At 36.8% G+C, this 18,182-nt stretch carries 19 protein-coding genes; 1 reads left to right on the top strand and 18 read right to left on the bottom strand.

Annotated elements, in window-relative coordinates:
* Positions 1–43 precede the first annotated feature (43 nt).
* From NST98_RS01570 to NST98_RS01555, 4 genes are all read right to left on the bottom strand, one after another.
* Positions 44–778, bottom strand: coding sequence for a pseudouridine synthase (locus NST98_RS01570; protein WP_340714227.1), 735 nt, complete (start codon positions 776–778; stop codon positions 44–46).
* A gap of 159 nt (positions 779–937) precedes the next feature.
* Positions 938–1,930, bottom strand: a complete 993-nt coding sequence (locus tag NST98_RS01565) for a D-alanyl-D-alanine carboxypeptidase family protein (protein ID WP_340714226.1) — start codon at positions 1,928–1,930, stop codon at positions 938–940.
* Between the two features lie 12 nt (positions 1,931–1,942).
* Positions 1,943–2,518, bottom strand: coding sequence for an SMC-Scp complex subunit ScpB (scpB, locus tag NST98_RS01560; RefSeq protein WP_340715643.1), 576 nt, complete (start codon positions 2,516–2,518; stop codon positions 1,943–1,945).
* Entirely contained in the window at positions 2,511–3,284 is a 774-nt protein-coding gene (locus NST98_RS01555) for a segregation/condensation protein A (RefSeq protein WP_340433626.1), read from the bottom strand. Before NST98_RS01555 ends, scpB begins: the two co-directional genes overlap by 8 nt.
* Before the next feature lie 63 nt (positions 3,285–3,347).
* Between NST98_RS01555 and NST98_RS01550 the strand changes: the two genes are divergently transcribed.
* On the top strand, positions 3,348–3,848 hold the full coding sequence (locus tag NST98_RS01550) for a DUF309 domain-containing protein (protein ID WP_340714225.1): 501 nt from the start codon (positions 3,348–3,350) through the stop codon (positions 3,846–3,848).
* Here the strand turns inward: NST98_RS01550 and NST98_RS01545 are convergent.
* From NST98_RS01545 to NST98_RS01480, 14 genes are all read right to left on the bottom strand, one after another.
* Positions 3,845–4,213 (bottom strand): GNAT family N-acetyltransferase, encoded by a 369-nt coding sequence (locus NST98_RS01545; RefSeq protein ID WP_340714224.1) that lies wholly within the window; start codon positions 4,211–4,213, stop codon positions 3,845–3,847. The genes NST98_RS01550 and NST98_RS01545 overlap by 4 nt on opposite strands.
* 202 nt (positions 4,214–4,415) lie before the next feature.
* Positions 4,416–5,741, bottom strand: coding sequence for a diaminopimelate decarboxylase (gene lysA, locus NST98_RS01540; RefSeq protein ID WP_340714223.1), 1,326 nt, complete (start codon positions 5,739–5,741; stop codon positions 4,416–4,418).
* Positions 5,742–6,009: 268 nt separating this feature from the next.
* Positions 6,010–7,467 carry a spore germination protein gene (locus NST98_RS01535; protein WP_340714222.1) on the bottom strand — a complete coding sequence of 486 codons (1,458 nt, stop codon included), beginning with the start codon at positions 7,465–7,467 and terminating at the stop codon, positions 6,010–6,012.
* Positions 7,464–8,258 (bottom strand): SigF/SigG family RNA polymerase sporulation sigma factor, encoded by a 795-nt coding sequence (locus tag NST98_RS01530; protein WP_096550769.1) that lies wholly within the window; start codon positions 8,256–8,258, stop codon positions 7,464–7,466. Before NST98_RS01530 ends, NST98_RS01535 begins: the two co-directional genes overlap by 4 nt.
* A gap of 91 nt (positions 8,259–8,349) precedes the next feature.
* Entirely contained in the window at positions 8,350–8,793 is a 444-nt protein-coding gene (spoIIAB, locus tag NST98_RS01525) for an anti-sigma F factor (protein ID WP_016836906.1), read from the bottom strand.
* Complete coding sequence (gene spoIIAA, locus NST98_RS01520) at positions 8,786–9,136, bottom strand: anti-sigma F factor antagonist (RefSeq protein ID WP_016836905.1); 351 nt, start codon at positions 9,134–9,136, stop codon at positions 8,786–8,788. The genes spoIIAB and spoIIAA overlap by 8 nt, the downstream gene beginning before the upstream one ends.
* 514 nt (positions 9,137–9,650) lie before the next feature.
* Positions 9,651–11,372: a SulP family inorganic anion transporter gene (locus NST98_RS01515; RefSeq protein ID WP_340433610.1), complete on the bottom strand. Its 1,722-nt coding sequence runs from the start codon at positions 11,370–11,372 to the stop codon at positions 9,651–9,653.
* 262 nt (positions 11,373–11,634) lie between these two features.
* Entirely contained in the window at positions 11,635–12,939 is a 1,305-nt protein-coding gene (locus NST98_RS01510; RefSeq protein WP_340714221.1) for a pyrimidine-nucleoside phosphorylase, read from the bottom strand.
* A gap of 13 nt (positions 12,940–12,952) precedes the next feature.
* Positions 12,953–14,131: a phosphopentomutase gene (deoB, locus tag NST98_RS01505; protein WP_340714220.1), complete on the bottom strand. Its 1,179-nt coding sequence runs from the start codon at positions 14,129–14,131 to the stop codon at positions 12,953–12,955.
* A gap of 25 nt (positions 14,132–14,156) precedes the next feature.
* Positions 14,157–15,059 (bottom strand): site-specific tyrosine recombinase XerD, encoded by a 903-nt coding sequence (xerD, locus tag NST98_RS01500; protein ID WP_340714219.1) that lies wholly within the window; start codon positions 15,057–15,059, stop codon positions 14,157–14,159.
* Between the two features lie 262 nt (positions 15,060–15,321).
* Positions 15,322–15,780: a ferric iron uptake transcriptional regulator gene (gene fur / locus NST98_RS01495; protein ID WP_016836900.1), complete on the bottom strand. Its 459-nt coding sequence runs from the start codon at positions 15,778–15,780 to the stop codon at positions 15,322–15,324.
* 64 nt (positions 15,781–15,844) lie between these two features.
* Complete coding sequence (locus NST98_RS01490) at positions 15,845–16,357, bottom strand: hypothetical protein (RefSeq protein WP_340714218.1); 513 nt, start codon at positions 16,355–16,357, stop codon at positions 15,845–15,847.
* A gap of 96 nt (positions 16,358–16,453) precedes the next feature.
* Positions 16,454–16,996 carry an NUDIX hydrolase gene (locus tag NST98_RS01485; protein WP_340715642.1) on the bottom strand — a complete coding sequence of 181 codons (543 nt, stop codon included), beginning with the start codon at positions 16,994–16,996 and terminating at the stop codon, positions 16,454–16,456.
* Between the two features lie 821 nt (positions 16,997–17,817).
* Positions 17,818–18,147, bottom strand: coding sequence for a DUF4183 domain-containing protein (locus NST98_RS01480; protein ID WP_340714217.1), 330 nt, complete (start codon positions 18,145–18,147; stop codon positions 17,818–17,820).
* Positions 18,148–18,182: the final 35 nt, after the last annotated feature.

The following is an 18,182-nucleotide window of genomic DNA, read 5'->3' as shown; positions in this document are numbered from 1 at the left end:
CAAATTTGAAATGTTTATGAAGGTTATCACTATGAACATAGTATCAACCAATTTTCCCTGTTTCTGCCAAAACGCGCAACTGCTTCACTTCATGGGCAGTAAGTTCCCGAAATTCTCCTGCATTTAATCCTTTTAAGTCAAGAAAAGCAAATCTTTCACGTTTTAATTTGACAACAGGCGTTCCAATTGCGTCAAACATGCGTCGTACTTGTCTATTTCTCCCTTCATGGATGGTAATTTCACAAATTGCTTTATTTGCTTTTCGATCAACTTTTTTGATGTTCACCTTTGCAGGAGCAGTCATACCGTCCTCAAGCATAATACCTCTCCGCAATTTTTTGATATCTTCAAAACTCGGAATCCCTTTTAACCTTGCAATATATGTCTTTTCAATTTTGTATTTCGGATGGGTCATTAAGTTAGCAAATTCGCCATCATTCGTTAGTAATATTAAGCCCGATGTATCAAAATCTAGTCGACCTACAGGGAAAATTCGCTCTTCCACGTGATCGTGAAAAAAGTCTAATACTGTTTTTCGTCCTCTGTCATCGGATACCGTTGATACGACACCTCTTGGCTTATAGAATAAGTAGTAAACTTTTTCTTCCCTTTCTACTTTTATACCATTCACTTCTACAACATCGCTTCTTGAAACCTTTGTCCCGAGTTTTGTAACGACCTCACCGTTAACTTTCACTTTTCCTTCTAATATCAATTGCTCCGCTTTTCTTCTGGAAGCAAAACCTGCTTGAGCAATTACTTTCTGAAGCCTTTCCATTTGATGACTCACCTCTAAATACATATAACTATAATTCATTAGCTTCTTTACTGATGAAAATTATGTCATATTTTGTCTCAATATTAAAGAAAAACAACTCAGTTTATACAAGTGAAAAGCTGCCCGAAAAATAAGAGCGTTTCGGACAGCTTTTATATGTTATTGTTTTAACTTTACCTTTGTTGAATAAATACTTTCATTATTTAAAAACACATGCCAAATGCCGAATTTAACATCTTGATTTCGTGATAGGTGCAACACATTTTGCAATTGATCTTCTTCTTCTTCCGAGATCAGTAATTTAATTGGTTCCTTCAGCTGAACTGTAATATTATCATTCGCTTTATACTTTCCTTTTTTTACAATCGTTTTCACATCATACTCTTCAAACACCTGATTTGCAAGTTGTTTATGTACTTGCCAATCGTTGGCTTCGTTTAATGTTACGACGATAATGCGTTCATTCTCCTTTTCAAAATACGTTGCAAGAGTTCTTCCCGCTACTTTTGTGTATCCAGTTTTTCCTGCTACAGCGCCAACATTCTCTCGGAGTAAGCGATGTTTATTTAACCACGTCGTTCCATTTTTCGTATTACTTTTATATTGAATCGTTGATGCAATTTTTAAAAAATCTTCATTTTCCAAAGCAATTCTTAACATTTGGGCAGTATCATAGGCACTGGATAAATGCAAATCATGATGCAAGCCTGAAGGATTAGTAAAATATGTTTGATTTAAGCGATAATATAGTGCTTTTTCATTCATTAAATCGACAAATCCTTCAACAGATCCGCCTGCATGTTCCGCTAAAGCGTGCGCTGCATCGTTCCCTGATCGAAGCATAAGGCCATACAACAATGTTTCTACAGTGACCACTTCGCCTGGTTCTAAATAAATTGATGACCCTTCACTCATTGTAGCCTCTCGAGAAATAACAACTTCATCATCTAAATTGCTATTTTCAATAGCAATAAGTGCAGTCCAAATTTTTGTAAGGCTTGCTATGGGCATTCTTGCATGCTCATTATTTCCAATTAATGTTCTTCCAGTATCTGCGTCAATGACAACATAAGATGCTTTTACAACATGATGGAGCGAGAAATAACACATCAATGAAAAAGCGAAAGTCATGATAAATTTAGCTAATTTCACTTAGCCACTCCTTTATTCATTTTCATTATGAAATACTTCTTGGAACTTTGTCATAAAGAGATCTGTTTGTTCATTTTCAACATCTTCATCACCTTCAGGTAATGGAGGAAGCTCTGATAAATTGGATAGTCCAAAATAATTTAAAAACTCTTTTGTTGTTCCGTAAAGAATAGCTCGTCCTGTACCTTCTGCTCGTCCGACTTCCCGAATAAGACCTCGTGATGCGAGAGTCTGGATAGGACGTTCACTTTTCACACCGCGCAAGTCTTCAATTTCTGCCCTCGTAATAGGTTGTTTGTATGCAATGATTGCAAGAACTTCTAAGGAGGCTGTTGAAAGTACTTGACTATTCGGATTTTCAACTAATTTTTTGATTGTATTTGCTAATTCTGGTTTTGTTGTTAATAAATATGTATCAGACAATTGTTTTATTGTAAGACCAGATGCAACATTATTTTCATAAAGGGTTTTTAACTCACTTAATCCAGCTTCGATATCCACTTCATCTACATCTAATAATTCCGCCAGTTGTTTAACCGTCAGTCCTTCATCTCCTACAACGAATAGTAATGCCTCCATCCTAGCCATCAAGATTTTCGAGTTCACCTAATCGTTCCTCCTTCTGCAAAATCACGGTCAAATCTTCAAAGTTTCTTTCTTGTTCGACGAAAACAACTTGACGTTTCATCAATTCTAACAGCGATAAAAAGGTGACAATGATTGTGGATTTATCTTCATAAGGGAAGAGATCTGAAAAGCTGGATTTACCACCCCGTTTTTTCAGCACATCTACAACTCTTAACATTTGTTCTTTAACTGGAATATCTTGTTTTTTTACAGTCGTTTTTAATGGCTTTCTTAATTGTTTTCTTCGAAGCATTTTTTGAAATGCGTACAGCAAATCATAAATATTGACGTCTGCATTAAACAATGCAAGTTGCTCATCCGGCATAAATGGAGACAGGTCACTTGGCGGTTTTGTAAAGTTCTCTGGTCGATTTTCTTCCATCTTTTTCAATTCAATTGCTGCTTCTTTATACTTTTTATATTCAATTAACTTTAGGACTAATTCTTCCCTTGGATCGGGTTCTTCCACCTCAAATTCTGTCTCTTCCATCTCCCCTTCATGAATCGGGAGTAACATCCGGCTTTTAATGGCAAGGAGTGTTGCAGCCATCACTAAATATTCACTGGCTTCATCCAACTCCAGCACCTTCATTGCTTGAACATGCTCCATATATTGAGCGGTTAATTCTGCCATCGGGATATCATATATATCAATTTCCAAACGTTGAATTAAATGCAATAATAAATCAAGTGGTCCTTGAAAAGCATCTAGTTTTACTTCATACATATGTCACACACCTTGCGTTTCATATTAAAAAATGAGTATAGAGAAAAGAGGTTCATATTCACTATGCATCCCTTATTTCATCCGCTATTTATCGATTTTTGCGCATATTTCAATGGTAATCAAGATTATTTTGAATGTCACGAAGTTTTAGAGGAATATTGGAAGACAATTGCACCTGGAAAAAAAGAACATCCTCTCGTTGGGTATATACAATTAGCGACCGGCTTATATCATTGGCGAAGAGGAAATCTTCCCGGCGCTCATCGCATAATGAGAAAAGCCTACAAAAAATTTTTATCCAATCAAGGACATCCATTTTTTGATTATATCGATTTTCAGCAATTATGTAACGATTGTTTAAAAAGTATTGATGCCATAGAAAACAATCAATCATACAAAGCTTTTCAAATCAAATTAATGAATCGTGATTTAATAGAAAAAGTCAATGGCAAGATTTCATCACTTCCACCGTTGTCCCATGAATTTCTTCTTCATAAGCATATGCTGCGCGATCGTTCAGATATTCTAACAATGCGTGAAGAAAAAAGAAATGGCAGACGTTAATTTTCGTCTGCCTCTTGTAAGCTATGTAAGCATTTCTTAACAAAGGATTCTGTTTCTTCACAAGCTTTGATTTCTGTATATTCACCACATGTTTTTAATTCTTTTAACATTTGCTTGGCAATTCCCTCACCTCTATAGGAAGGAACAACCGTAATGTGCTGAATCGTCGCTACAGAATCTTCCTCTAATACGCCTACAATTCCTACATACTCATCATCTTTTTTCCATAAATATAATTGCCAATTGTCTTCTTGTTCATAAGACTGCATTGTTTCCATTAATTTTTTGACGTCCTTTTCTTGGGGCATAAACGAAAGTAAACCCATCGCAATTTTTTCGAGTGATTTTTTATAACGTACTAACATGTATCATTCCCTCGTTTTCTTATCGCATACAAACATTCTTTACTATCGTACACGATTTCAAATTAAGAATCAAATTTCACCCAGAAATTACCAGTTTATCAATTCATTTACTGAAGTTTAGGAATTAGTACAAAAATGTAAAACAATGCCCATACTAAACAAAAAACGACAAAAAATCCTAACAATGTCCATTTTGAAAATTTCACAATTTATTCACCTTGTTTAAATGATATTCTTGATCGTTTACAATAATATCTTCATAGCTCTCTCTTCTAATTGCTAGTTGATGTGCACCCTTTTCCACAAAGACAACTGCTGGTCTCGGCACACGATTATAATTAGAAGCCATTGCATAGCCGTAAGCACCTGTACAGAAAATTGCGAGTATATCACCAGGTTCTGCTTGTTGGAGAGGAGCATCCTCAATTAGTTTATCACCAGATTCGCATAGTTTTCCAGCCACAGTATAAGTGTAATCTTTTGGAAGATTTGCTTTATTAGCAATGACAGCTTCATATTTTGCATTGTATAATGCTGGACGAATATTGTCGCTCATTCCACCGTCAACTGCAATATATTCACGGATATTTGGTACGACTTTGTGAGAACCAATAGTGTATAATGTAGTTCCTGCATCTCCAACTAGGGAACGTCCTGGTTCAATCCAAATTTCAGGCATTGCTAAACGACGTTTTGAAGCTTCCTCTTTTACGGTTTTAACCATCTCTTCAACATACACATGGGGTTCAAGAGGACGATCTTCTTCTGTGTAGCGGATGCCAAAGCCACCACCTAAATTTAGCACTTTACATAGGAAGCCAAATGCATCGTTCCATTCGCTAATTTTTTCAATTAATTTCCCTGCAGCTAAACTAAAGCCGTCCGTTTCAAAAATTTGAGAACCAATATGACAATGTAAACCTAGTAAATTTAAATATTCATGATTCGCAACTAGCTTGAATGCTTCATCGGCTTGACCGTTATATAAATCAAAACCAAATTTAGAATCGGCTTGTCCAGTTGTAATGAAATCGTGAGTATGTGCTTCCACACCAGGAGTGACACGCAATAAAATATTCATCGATTGTTTTCGAGATTCTGAAATTTCTTTTAATAGTTCAATTTCATAGAAATTATCTACAACGATACAACCAATTTTTGCATCAAAGGCGAGGATTAATTCATCATAAGATTTATTGTTTCCATGGAAATGAATGCGTTCAGCGGGAAAGTTTGCCTTTATAGCAGTATATAATTCTCCACCAGACACAACATCTAGCGATAAATTTTCTTCGTTAACAAATTGATAGATTGCAATACATGAAAATGCTTTCGATGCATATGCAACTTGTGCTTCAACACCATGTTTAATAAATGTGTCTCTAAATGCGCGAGCACGATTTCTTATTAATTCTAGGTCATAAACGATTAGTGGAGTTCCATATTCTTTAGCTAGCTCAACTGTATCAACACCACCGATATGTAAATGGCCATTTTCTCCGATTGTTTGAGTTCCGTATAAGTGCATAGATTCCCCTCCGTATACAAATAAGCTGTCCATGTCAAAAATTTCAACTTTTTCCTCTAAGGGTCGACAAAACGAAGCATTCCATTTCAACTTTATGAATTCCATCTACCAGTCAGCAGATAAAATGGTAGGAAAGCCCAATTTCGCCAACTTTCCCTGAATTAAATCATCTATACAATATAGATTGAATATTTTGACACTGGACAGCCTTAAATTTTTAGTTTTATGTTTGAACTTTAACATAGGCGCACATCTTTCGCAACTGAATTTAAACACGTTTCCGCTGCTTTGCTCCAACAATATATGGCCTGAGGGCATCGTCTGCCATCGGGAATCGAATGAATACCCTTAAGAAGGCTTTGGGGAAAAATGGTACTAGTGGCCACATGTAAGGAATTTGCATCGGCCGTAGTGCACAAAAATACGAAAAGATGAAGAAGAAGCCGATGAAAAATCCACTAGGTCCAAATAAGGCTGTTAAACCTAATACAATAAAACGGAAATATTTTATGGAAACACTTAATTCGAAGGTTGGAATGGAAAAAGTGAATATTGCGACAACTGCTGCATAAAGTACAACTTCAGGTGAAAATAAACCTACATCAATGGCAATTTGTCCAATGATTACACCCGCTACTAACCCCATTGCAGTGGATAGTGGCGTTGGTGTATGGATTGCCGCAATTCTCAAATATTCCAAACCTAAGTCGGCAATGATGATTTGCAATAATAATGGAATATTCGATTCTTCTTTTGAACCGATAAAATCAAGTGCTTCCGGTAAATATTGCTCATGGGTGGCCAGCAAATACCAAATCGGCATAAATGTTAAACTTAAAAGAATTGCAGTATAACGTAAAAATCTAATGGTTGAACCAACAAAGGGTGATTGTCGATACTCCTCGGCGTGCTGCATTAAGTGGAAAATCGTAATCGGCAGCAAAATAACCGACGGAGACGTATCAACGACAATGGCAATATGGCCTTCAAGCAAATGGGCGGCAACAATATCCGGTCTTTCCGAATACCGAACAAACGGAACTGGGTGAAACCTTTGTTTAAAAATCCACTCCTCTAATGTTTTGTCTGCCATCGTCAATCCATCGTGGTTAATTTCTTCTAAACGTTGCTTCAACCACTTTAAATGTTTGTCATTGACAATATCTTTAATATAGGCAATTGCAACATCAGTTCTTCCGTTTGTTGTGATTTTATATAGTTCAAAACGCAGCTCTGGGCTTCGAATTCTCCTGCGAATGAGCGCCGTATTTAGCATAATATTTTCAGCAAACCCATCTCGGGAACCTCGAATAACTTTTTCATTATCCGGTTCATCCGGTTGACGACCTGGATAACTTCTTAGCTCTGTTAAGTAGGCGTAGCCTTGTTGTGTCACAAACCCAACTTGACCACTTAAAACGCCGAGCAGAAATTCTTCTTTATCTTTCGGCTCAGCTTTTCCATAAAAGTTGAACATATTGTCAAAATAGATGTCGTCATTTTTAACCGAATGAGTAGATTGTTTTTCTTCACTATCAAAATAAAGCGGTGTTAATTGCACAGTGAGCGTCATTCCATCAACAAGACCGCTGATATATACGCATAGTACAGGCAAATCTTTGACATGAACTTCTTTAATACAGACATCGAAAGATTCATCTTTACCAAATTTTGAATATAAGAACTCTTTCGCCTCATCTAATGATGCAAAAATTTTGTTCGTCATTTATTCACCGTCTTTTTTGTTTTACTTGATGTATTTGATGAAGTATCCATCCATTGTTTTAATTGGGCTAAGATTTTCTTTTCTAGCCTTGATACTTGAACTTGAGATATGCCAAGCCTTTCAGCAATATCCGTTTGCGTTAAATCTAAATAATAACGTAAGTAAATGATTGCTTGTTCTCGCTTATCAAGCTTTTTCAATACTTCTTTTAATGAAATATATTGAAACGGTAATTCAGATTTTTCATCCTTCATTTGATCCATTAACGTAATGGAGTCTCCCTCTGACTCAAACAACTGTTCATGAAGAGACGCCGGATCTCTCATTGCATCAGTTGCCACTAAAATTTCATCTTGTGACACACCAAGCATTTCCGCTAATTCTGAGACTGAAGGCGGCTTCTCATTGGTCTTTAAGTATTCATCGGTGACTTGACGTATTTTAAAATTTAACTCTCGGATGGAACGGCTAACCTTCACCATTCCATCATCTCTCAAAAAGCGCTGAATTTCTCCGATAATCATTGGAACAGCATAAGTTGAAAACTTTACATCATATGATAAATCAAACTTATCCACCGATTTCATTAATCCAATACAACCAATTTGAAATAGATCTTCAAGCTCTACTCCTCGAGAAGCAAAGCGTTGAACAATCGACCATACGAGCCGCGTATTTCCTTCAATCATCTGTTTTCGTGCTTCCATATCGCCGGCCTGAGCAAGCTTAATGAGCTCCCGCATCTCTTCTTGCGTTAACAAAACATTGGACGGCTGTTCGATTGTCCTCATCCCCCTTACTTCTTCCAAATACCTTTAATATTGGCATCCAATTCAAAAATTATTCTTTTAAACTCAAAGGTGTTGAATTTCACTCATGTTGTTAAGATATTTGCGTCATTTTCATCGAGTGAAATTTTTTGGAAAAAGTAACGACCGTACCAACACCAGGTTCAGATTCCACTTGAAGATGATCTGCAAAACTTTCCATGATTGTAAAGCCCATTCCAGACCGTTCCATATCTGCCTTTGTCGTAAACAAAGGCTCCATAGCTTTTTTAATATCTGGAATCCCCTTTCCTTGATCTTTCACAGCTACTGAAACGACATCTCCTTCGCGAACTGCATGGACAGTGACAATCCCTTTGCCATCCTCGTCATATCCATGAATGATTGCATTGGATACAGCTTCTGAAACAATCGTTTTGAATTCAGATAGTTCATCAATTGTTGGATCTAATTGAGCCACAAAACTTGTTACTGCAATTCTCGCTAAGCTCTCATTTTCACTTAAAGCTACAAATGAAAGTGTCATTTCATTATCCATTCACAATCCCCCTTGCATATAAGATCGCCTCTTCTTCTTTACCCTCCATCACATACTTGCTTAACCCCGAAAATTGAAATATTTTTTTCATCGTATTTGAAGGGTTTAAAATGATGGTTTGTCCATTGACCGCACTTAACTCTCTCATGCGGCCTAAGATGAGGCCAATCCCTGAACTGTCCATAAAATTTAATCTCTCTAAATTCCAAATGATAGTGTGCAGATTTCCTTTTAAAATCGTTTGAGAAATGTGAGTACGAATTTTTTCGGTTTCATGATGATCCAATTCGCCATATAGTCGAATGATGGCAATATCTCTTTCCATATTTATTTCAAAATTCATCCGTTACATCGCCTCCTCCCTTCGCAATTCCACATAGCACGTCAAAATCCCTTTCGGTTGACAATAGTAGAAGAAATTCGCCGAAACTAGTAAAAATACGACAAAATCTTTTAATAATATGTTTTACTCGTTTCTTATGTTTTCTTCATCCACCACCTATACAAACGAATCAATTTGACGAGCTTGCGAAATAACGAAGTACGCTAGTAGAAGTCGATAAACGGATTGCAAGCTCATCTGGAAAGGCGTCATCTATTCATAAATCTATTAATTCACAGCATGCAATTGTCATTAAAGCAAATAATGCTTCAATCCTACAATTCAGTTATCCAACCCGCCTTCCCTTATTCCACTTGACCTATGCTTTTTTGCACTGGAATTTGGCGTCATCATGAAACGTCAAGTTAAGAAGAGATTACCTAATCAGCTTTAGTATGGAAAAAAAGGAAGAATTTTAAACATAATAAGGACAGATTTGATCCAAAATATGGTCATATCTGTCCTTTCAATCATTTTAACTAATTTTTGTTGTTGATAATTCTTCGCATTCACGGAAAGCGTAATGTTTACATCCAATACAACTGTTTCGGTTAACGCATCCTAATGCGCAATTAATGGCATCTCCAGTATGTTCGAAAAAATTATGTTCACCTATTTCATTTGTTAAACCACTTTTATTTAATAATGTTTTCAAACTTGGTTGTACGCCTGTTACAAGCAGTCGTCCACCTTGTGATTTAAAATTGCGAACAATATTTCTCAAATATGCCTCACCAGTTGCATCAATAAATGGCACTTTCCCCATTCGAAGTACAAGAATTTGCGGTTTATAGTGAAGGGACTTTAAAATTCGTTCTTCAAAGGTTTGGGCTGCACCGAAAAACAGTGGACCTTCAATCGTATAAATACTAATTTGAGGACAATCCCGAGATTCACTTACGACATGGGATTGAACTTTTCCGTTATTTTTATGGTCGGGCAATACTTTCGACACTATCAACATGTCGCTCATTCGTTTCACAAATAACAAGATGGCCAACAACAATCCTACAAACACTGCGATTGTTAAACTTGTAAAAACAGTCAGTAAAAACGTAATAATTAATACAAGTGAATCCCCTGATTTTAGTTTTAATACATGAGCAAAATGTTTACGCTCACTCATATTCCATGCAACAACCATTAACACAGGAGCTAAACTTGCTAACGGAATATGCACAGCTAAAGGCGCAAATAACAATAATGTGATGAGAACAAATAGTCCGTGAATAACACCAGACATAGGCGATGTAGCTCCGAACTTAATATTCGTTGCTGTGCGGGCAATTGCACCAGTTGCAGGAATACCACCAAATAGTGGCGTTACCATATTCGCTATACCTTGTCCAATTAATTCACGGTTTGAATTGTGTTTACTATTTGTCATGCCATCAGCAACTACTGCAGATAACAATGACTCGATTGCACCTAACATGGCGATGACAAAAGCTGGCCCCAACAAAGACACCAATCGTTCAAGGGAAATTTCCGGTAATTTTAATTGTGGCAATGTGTTAGGAATAGCTCCGTAAGTAGAACCAATGGTAGCCACTTGTCCATTAAAGAAAATAGCAGCAACAACTGACGAAATAACAATGCCCATTAATGGCCCCGGCACTTTTGGCAACACTTTAGGAGTAATGAGGATGATAGCCAAACATAATATGGCAATAAAAATACTATAGACATTCATTGTATTCAAATGAGAGGCGATTTCCCACATGTTATCAATGAAACGCTCATGCTGCTCCAAACCTTGCAATCCTAGAAAATTAGCAATTTGTCCAGTAAAAATGATTACTGCAATCCCAGCAGTAAAACCGATTGTAACAGGTCTAGGAATATATTGAATAAGCACTCCTAGTCGCAATACACCCATTAATACGAGCATAATTCCCGCCATCAGACCGGCAAGCAGCAAATCTTCATAGCCATATACAAGTACAACGCCTAATAAAATAGGAACAAAAGCACCTGTTGGTCCACCAATTTGATATTTCGATCCCCCAAATAGTGAAATAAGAATCCCCGCAATGATTGCCGTATAAATTCCATACTCTGGCTTCACACCAGAGGCAATCGCAAAAGACATCGCTAAAGGAATAGCGACTATTCCAACAATTGTCCCTGAAACTAAATCTTTTTTAAAAGAATTTAACGAATACCCTTCAAATCTCCCCCGCCAAATTTTACCCACTCTTATCCCTTCTTTAATTTTCTCTTTTATTGCTTTATTAAGTTAATAATATACATTTTTCATATTTTTGTCATATTTTTTATGAAAAATTTAGAACTTTTTAGTCTCTTAAATTAAGTCTATCGAACCCTTTTGCTCATAACCATCATAAATTGCAAGAAAACGAAAAAGAGCGAATTGGAAAACTCACCATTCACTCTTTTTAAATCGTTTAATAATAGTAGATCTATTCATTTTGCGTGTATTACCACATGCAAAAGTTTCATTCTGCAACAATCCCTTTAATCAAAGAAGGAGCTTCTACTTTTTGATTCGATATGAAGATGTTCGAATATATTCTTTCTTTAATCTCATTGATATTTTCTCGGTTTGAATGGATCGTTGCTAGTGGTTCACCTTTTTCAACATAGTCTCCAACCTTTTTATTTAACACGATTCCAACAGATAAATCAATTTCGGAATCTTTTGTTGCCCTTCCAGCCCCTAAAAGCATAGCGGCTACACCGATTTCGTTGGCAATTATTTTTTCTACATGACCTGACTCAGTTGCTGGAATCTCAACTTGAAATTTTGCCTGTGGTAATAAAGTTGGGTCATCCACAATTGATGGATTTCCACCTTGAGAAGCAATAAATGCTTTAAACACTTCCAATGCTTTTCCGTTTGCTAATACATTTTCCATCTTCGTCCTAGCCTCTTCAAGGGTTTGTGCTTTGCCACTAAGATAAACCATTTGTGAGCCAAGGGTTAAACAAAGCTCTTTTACATCTTCCGGGCCATTCCCTTTTAGCACTTCAATTGCTTCTTTTACTTCAAGGGCATTTCCGACAGCATAGCCGAGCGGTTGACTCATATCGGATAAAATAGCAATCGTTCTTCTTCCTAATTGATTGCCGATTTTCACCATTGCATGGGCTAACTTTTCTGCCTCTTCGACCGTTTTCATAAATGCCCCTTCACCGACTTTTACATCTAAAACAATGGCATCAGCACCACTCGCAATTTTTTTGGACATAATGGAACTCGCAATGAGAGGAATGCTAGGTACGGTACCTGTCACATCTCTTAAAGCATAGATTTTTTTATCCGCGGGCGTTAAATTTCCGCTTTGGCTAACAACTGCCATTTTGATGTTATTGACTTGTTGAATAAACTCGCCGCTAGATAGTTCCACTTGAAAACCAGGAATAGATTCAAGTTTATCAATCGTTCCACCAGTATGTCCTAACCCGCGTCCACTCATTTTCGCAACTGGAACTCCACAAGCAGCCACCATAGGAGATAAACAAATAGTCACTTTATCTCCAACACCACCTGTAGAATGTTTATCACACTTAACTCCTTGTATGGCAGATAAATCAATGGTATCCCCCGATTCTACCATCGCCATTGTTAAATCTGTTCGTTCTCTTTCTGTCATATCTTGAAAATAAATGGCCATCAGTAAACTTGCAGCTTGATAATCTGGGATTGAACCTTCTGTATATCCTTTGACAAAAAATTGAATTTCTTCTGTTGAAAGCTCCTTCCCATCTCTCTTTTTCTCAATAATATCCACCATTCTCATTTGACTCACCCCGTTAAATTAAATTAGACAAAAAGCTCGTACCATTCGCCGGTGCGGGAACATTAAAGTTTTCAGCAATTGTTGCTGCAATGTCCGCAAAAGTTTTTCTCAAACCTAAATCTCCTGTTTCTTTGAATCTTTTCGAATATACGAGCAATGGTACATATTCACGAGTATGGTCTGTTCCTTTAAAGGTTGGATCATTTCCGTGATCTGCCGTAATGATGAGTAAATCGTCTTCTTTTAACAACTCGAGCACTTCTGGTAATCGCTGATCGAATTCCTCCAACGCTTTTCCATAACCAATTGGGTCTCGCCGATGTCCATACAACGCATCGAAATCTACTAAATTTAAAAAACTTAATCCGTGGAAATCTCGTTTCAACACTTCTACTAATTTATCCATTCCGTCCATATTATCTTTCGTGCGAATGGCTTCCGTTACTCCTTCACCGTTATAGATATCCGAAATTTTCCCAAGGGCAATCACTTCAAAACCTTGATCTTTAAGTTCATTCATCGTCGTTCTTCCAAACGGCTTGATTGCATAATCATGTCGATTCGCAGTGCGAGTAAAGTTTCCAGGTGTTCCTACAAAAGGTCGAGCAATCACACGCCCAACTAGATACTCCGGCTCTAGAGTTAGATTTCGTGCAATTTCACAAATTTTATAAAGTTCTTCTAATGGGACAATGTCTTCATGGGCAGCAATTTGAAGAACTGGATCAGCGGATGTATAGACAATAATTGCTCCCGTCTCCATATGCTCCTGTCCTAGTTCTTCAATAATGGCGGTTCCGCTTGCAGGTTTATTCCCAATTACTTTACGCCCCGTTTTCTCTTCTAGCTGCTTAATTAAGTCATCCGGGAAACCATTTGGATATACTTTAAAAGGTTGATCTACTCGTAACCCCATAATCTCCCAATGACCGGTCATCGTATCTTTTCCTGCTGAAGCTTCTTGCATCATTCCGTAATAGGCTTTCGGTCTAGAAACCTTTTTTATACCTTTTATTTCTCGGATATTTCCTAAACCTAACGCCTCCATATTGGGCATGCGTAACCCATTCATTTCTTCTGCTATATGACCTAACGTATCGCTTCCAACATCGTCGAATTTCTCTGCATCTGGTGCCTCCCCAATTCCTACTGAATCCAATACGATTAAATGAATTCTTTTAAATGGTTTCATTTTTTTCCTCCTTATCATTAACAATCTACGCACGAGGATGGAATTGCTTATATACTTCTGAAAGTCTTATTTTACTAATATGTGTATAAATTTGTGTTGTAGAAATGTCCGCATGTCCTAACATTTCTTGTACCGAGCGGAGATCCGCTCCGTTTTCAATTAAATGTGTAGCAAAGCTATGCCGCAAAGTATGGGGAGTCATTTCCTTTTTGATATTTGCAGCTAAAGCATGCTGTTTCAGTAGTTTCCAACATCCTTGCCGCGTTAAACGTTTTCCTCTACGGTTAATGAAGAACGCATCTGTTTTTGGATAATTCCCTTGCAACAGATGGCGAGCTTGTTGCAAATATGTTTCACATGCATAAAGTGCGCTCTTTCCTAGAGGAACAATTCGCTCTTTTCCACCTTTTCCATAAATGCGCACAAATCCCATCGATAAATGCACATCTTCTAAATTAAGTTCAATACATTCACTAATCCGCATACCCGTACCATAGAGCAATTCAATCATAGCCACATCACGGATGCCTTGGGGTTTGGAACGATCAGGTGCATGTATTAATGCTTCGATTTCTGCAATGGATAACACTTTCGGCAATGTCTTTTCAATTTGAGGCATTTCCAAATGTACTGTAGGATCATGATCAGTGATTTTTTCCCTTAATAAAAATTGATGGAATGAACGGATTGATGAAATGTGGCGGGCAATCGTTCGAGAAGATTTGCCATTATCCCTTAAATGCTCCAAATAGACTAGAATTCTAGTACGATCAACATCATTTAACCGCTCTAATTTTTGCCCTTTATGTAAATGTTCAATATAATCTTCTAAATCCCTTCTATAAGATGCTAACGTATTTTCAGAATATTGCCGTTCAACTCTTAGAAAATGGAGATAATCTAGGACGGCTTCTTGCGCTTCTTTCATTTTTTCTCACCTGTCCCTTCCCTTTATATAAAATGATAGAGATTTTTATGAAAGCATACAAGATTTAACATTTTTTTATTAGGAATCAGATGCAAGAAATCCTAAATAATTGATATTCTCTATAATCATCATTCTGCATTTTATTACGAAAAATCGTGCAAACTTTACAATTCTGCAAGTATTTCAACGGATTTCGAAAGCATTTGAATTTCTAACGATTATTCGACAAAAAATCCCTAAATAGGGATCACCTATTTAGGGATTACTCATCTTCATGATCATGTTTTTCTTGGCAACGATGACAAATTCCATGGAATGTGAGACGATGGTCTTTAATGATAAAATTCCATCGCTTTTCTACTACCATTTCTACTTCTTCTAATAAGTCTTCTTGAATTTCATCTACTGAACCACACTCAATACATACTAGGTGATGATGGAAATGTTTTGCACCTTCTTGTCGAAGATCATATCTGGAAACGCCATCTCCAAAATTAATTTTATCGACAATTTTTAGTTCTGTTAATAATTCTAGAGTGCGGTACACGGTAGCTAGACCAATTTCAGGCGCTTTTTCTTTTACTAATAGATATACATCTTCTGCGCTTAAATGATCCTCTTCATGTTCTAATAGTACTGCAACTGTCGCTTCACGCTGTGGCGTCAGTTTATAGCCAGCACTATGTAATTGCTTTTTTATACGATCAATACGGCTTTCCATATGACGCCCTCCTAAACACATTCCATTATAACAAAAGTCTAAAATTAATTACAAGATTAGGGGACTAATTAATGATAGATGAAATAACGAACATTTCCCCAACGCACATCACTGTAAAAGCAACCACTAATGTAATAAATAAATGTTTATTAAAAACAAACTTTCGATTCGGCCCTACTTTTCTAGTTCCAAATACAGAACATAGCGCTAATAGTAAGATACAATAAATTAGTTGAAATGGAAACCACCAAACACTATAGACAAGAATCGATTCTTGTTGAGTTAACAAAAATACCGAACCGAAACCAAAAAATGTGGCCTTTACAGCTACTACTAGTCTAGCAAAAAAATGGAGATATGGGTGAGTTGTAAAAAATAATACAAGTAATCCCCATGCAACAATTGGTAATATCGTTTGCCACATAGTGACATCTGATAGTTCTAACACACGCGGATCCACTAACTTAATAAGATTCATAGACTTGTCCAAAGAAAAAGCTTGGAAACAAATAACCCCACTGACAAAACCTATTGCTAGTAAAAATCCATATTGAATAACTTGTACGGAACGAAACATAAGCATTCTCCTTTCGTTGTTACAGCTTATGCTCGTCCACGGGGTTTATTAGTACGAATTTTAGTAAATTCTATCAAAATTTCGCTCTTCATAATTTTACATTTCGTTTAATTTTACCCAAAGCACGCTAAATGCTGTTTTCGCATCATAGATTTGCTGGTTTTTCACCATTTCTTCCGCTTCTTCTAACGTTACTTCTATGATGGATACAAATTCATCTTCATCCAATTCTCGTTTTTCTTCTATTTTATATAAATCTTTTGCCACAAAAAGATGGATGATTTCATTTGCAAATCCAGGGGATGTTGCGAACGATTGAATATATGTCAATTCTCTTGCACCATAACCTGTTTCCTCTTCCAATTCTCTTCGTGCACAGACGGCTGGATCTTCTCCTGGTTCCAACTTCCCTGCTGGAATTTCAATTATTGAACGTTCCAACGCTTTTCGATATTGTTCTACTAAAACAATCTTTCCTTCATTGGTAATTGGAATAATCGCAACTGCTCCAGGATGATGAATAATTTCCCGTTTGGAAGGTTTCCCATTTGGCAAAATCACATCATCCACTGTTAACGTCACAACTTTTCCTTTATAAATCTCTGTCGAATGAACGGTTTTTTCTTCAAATTTTTTCATACCAATTCCTCGCTTATCCTTCATACTGAATTCATTGTACCATTAGTTTTTTAAATGAAAAGGGATTTTAACGCTAAAGCATTTGGAGGGGCTTGGAGATGCGGGAATGAGGGGATTACAAGGCGCGAATCACGAATACTTTTATACTGCTAGCAATCAAAAACATCATGTCCGATAATCGCCACTTTGGGGAATATAATAGCCACCTTTGAAGGTATAATCGCCAATTACGAAAAGATAATCGCCAGGGCAAAAAAATCGGCCTTTCATGATGTCCGATAATCGCCACTTTGGGGAATATAATCGCCACTTTTGATGGTATAATCGCCAATTACGAAAAGATAATCGCCGGGACAAAAAAATGACCCTTTCATGATATCCGATAATCGCCACTTTGGGGAATATAATCGCCACCTTTGAAGGTATAATCGCCAGGGCAAAAAACTGCCACTTCATAATGTCTGAAATACGAATGGAAAAGCAGCGAAAGCCTTATACATGAGGGTTTCAACAACACGGTTAGAACGAGGAAATCTAGCCGGGAAATGAATGATATATCTTTATAAACTTAAACTGACCGCATCGGACATAAAAGCATAAGAAAACGGAAGGAATGGATTTCACCATCCTTCACTATTTCTTCAAGAGTTTGAGCTATAATCCATTCTTTCAGGAGAAGAAATTCAACTCAGTGAATAATGTTAAACCTATGACAAACCTAATTATCAAGCCTTTGTAAAATTTCACTCCAACTGTGAAGGAATTTACAGTCCATTCAACAAGCTTTTAATCTACATCCCTCTAACAAAGATAGCCATGCTTCAAAACTTAAACATTTGCAGAATAATCGGTGCGCCTTTTGGGGGTAGGTCTTGGGTTTTCAACTTAATCATGCCGCGTTGGACTTCGTAATTTTCTTTGGGTTGCAGCACGCCATTAATAAATAAATTCATATAGGAAACTGTACTTGGATCCATGATTTTCTGATTTTTTCCTTTCGTTATGCCATCTTGATCTCTATAGATTCTTGATTTGCCATTGGAATTCGTATAAAACTCAAAAACTTCAATCTTTTTTGGAAGGCGAAAAGAAAACTCTGTTGGTGGTAAATGAGGGATTGTTAAAAATGGCTTAGGTAAATTATTTGTCATTATTCCGCTCCACCCAATTAGTTACTAATTGTTTT

Source organism: Ureibacillus sp. FSL W8-0352 (genome assembly GCF_038004345.1).
GTDB lineage: Bacteria > Bacillota > Bacilli > Bacillales_A > Planococcaceae > Ureibacillus > Ureibacillus thermosphaericus.
The sequence above is the reverse complement of the archived record's forward strand: the minus strand, read 5'-3'. Positions and strand labels throughout refer to the sequence as shown.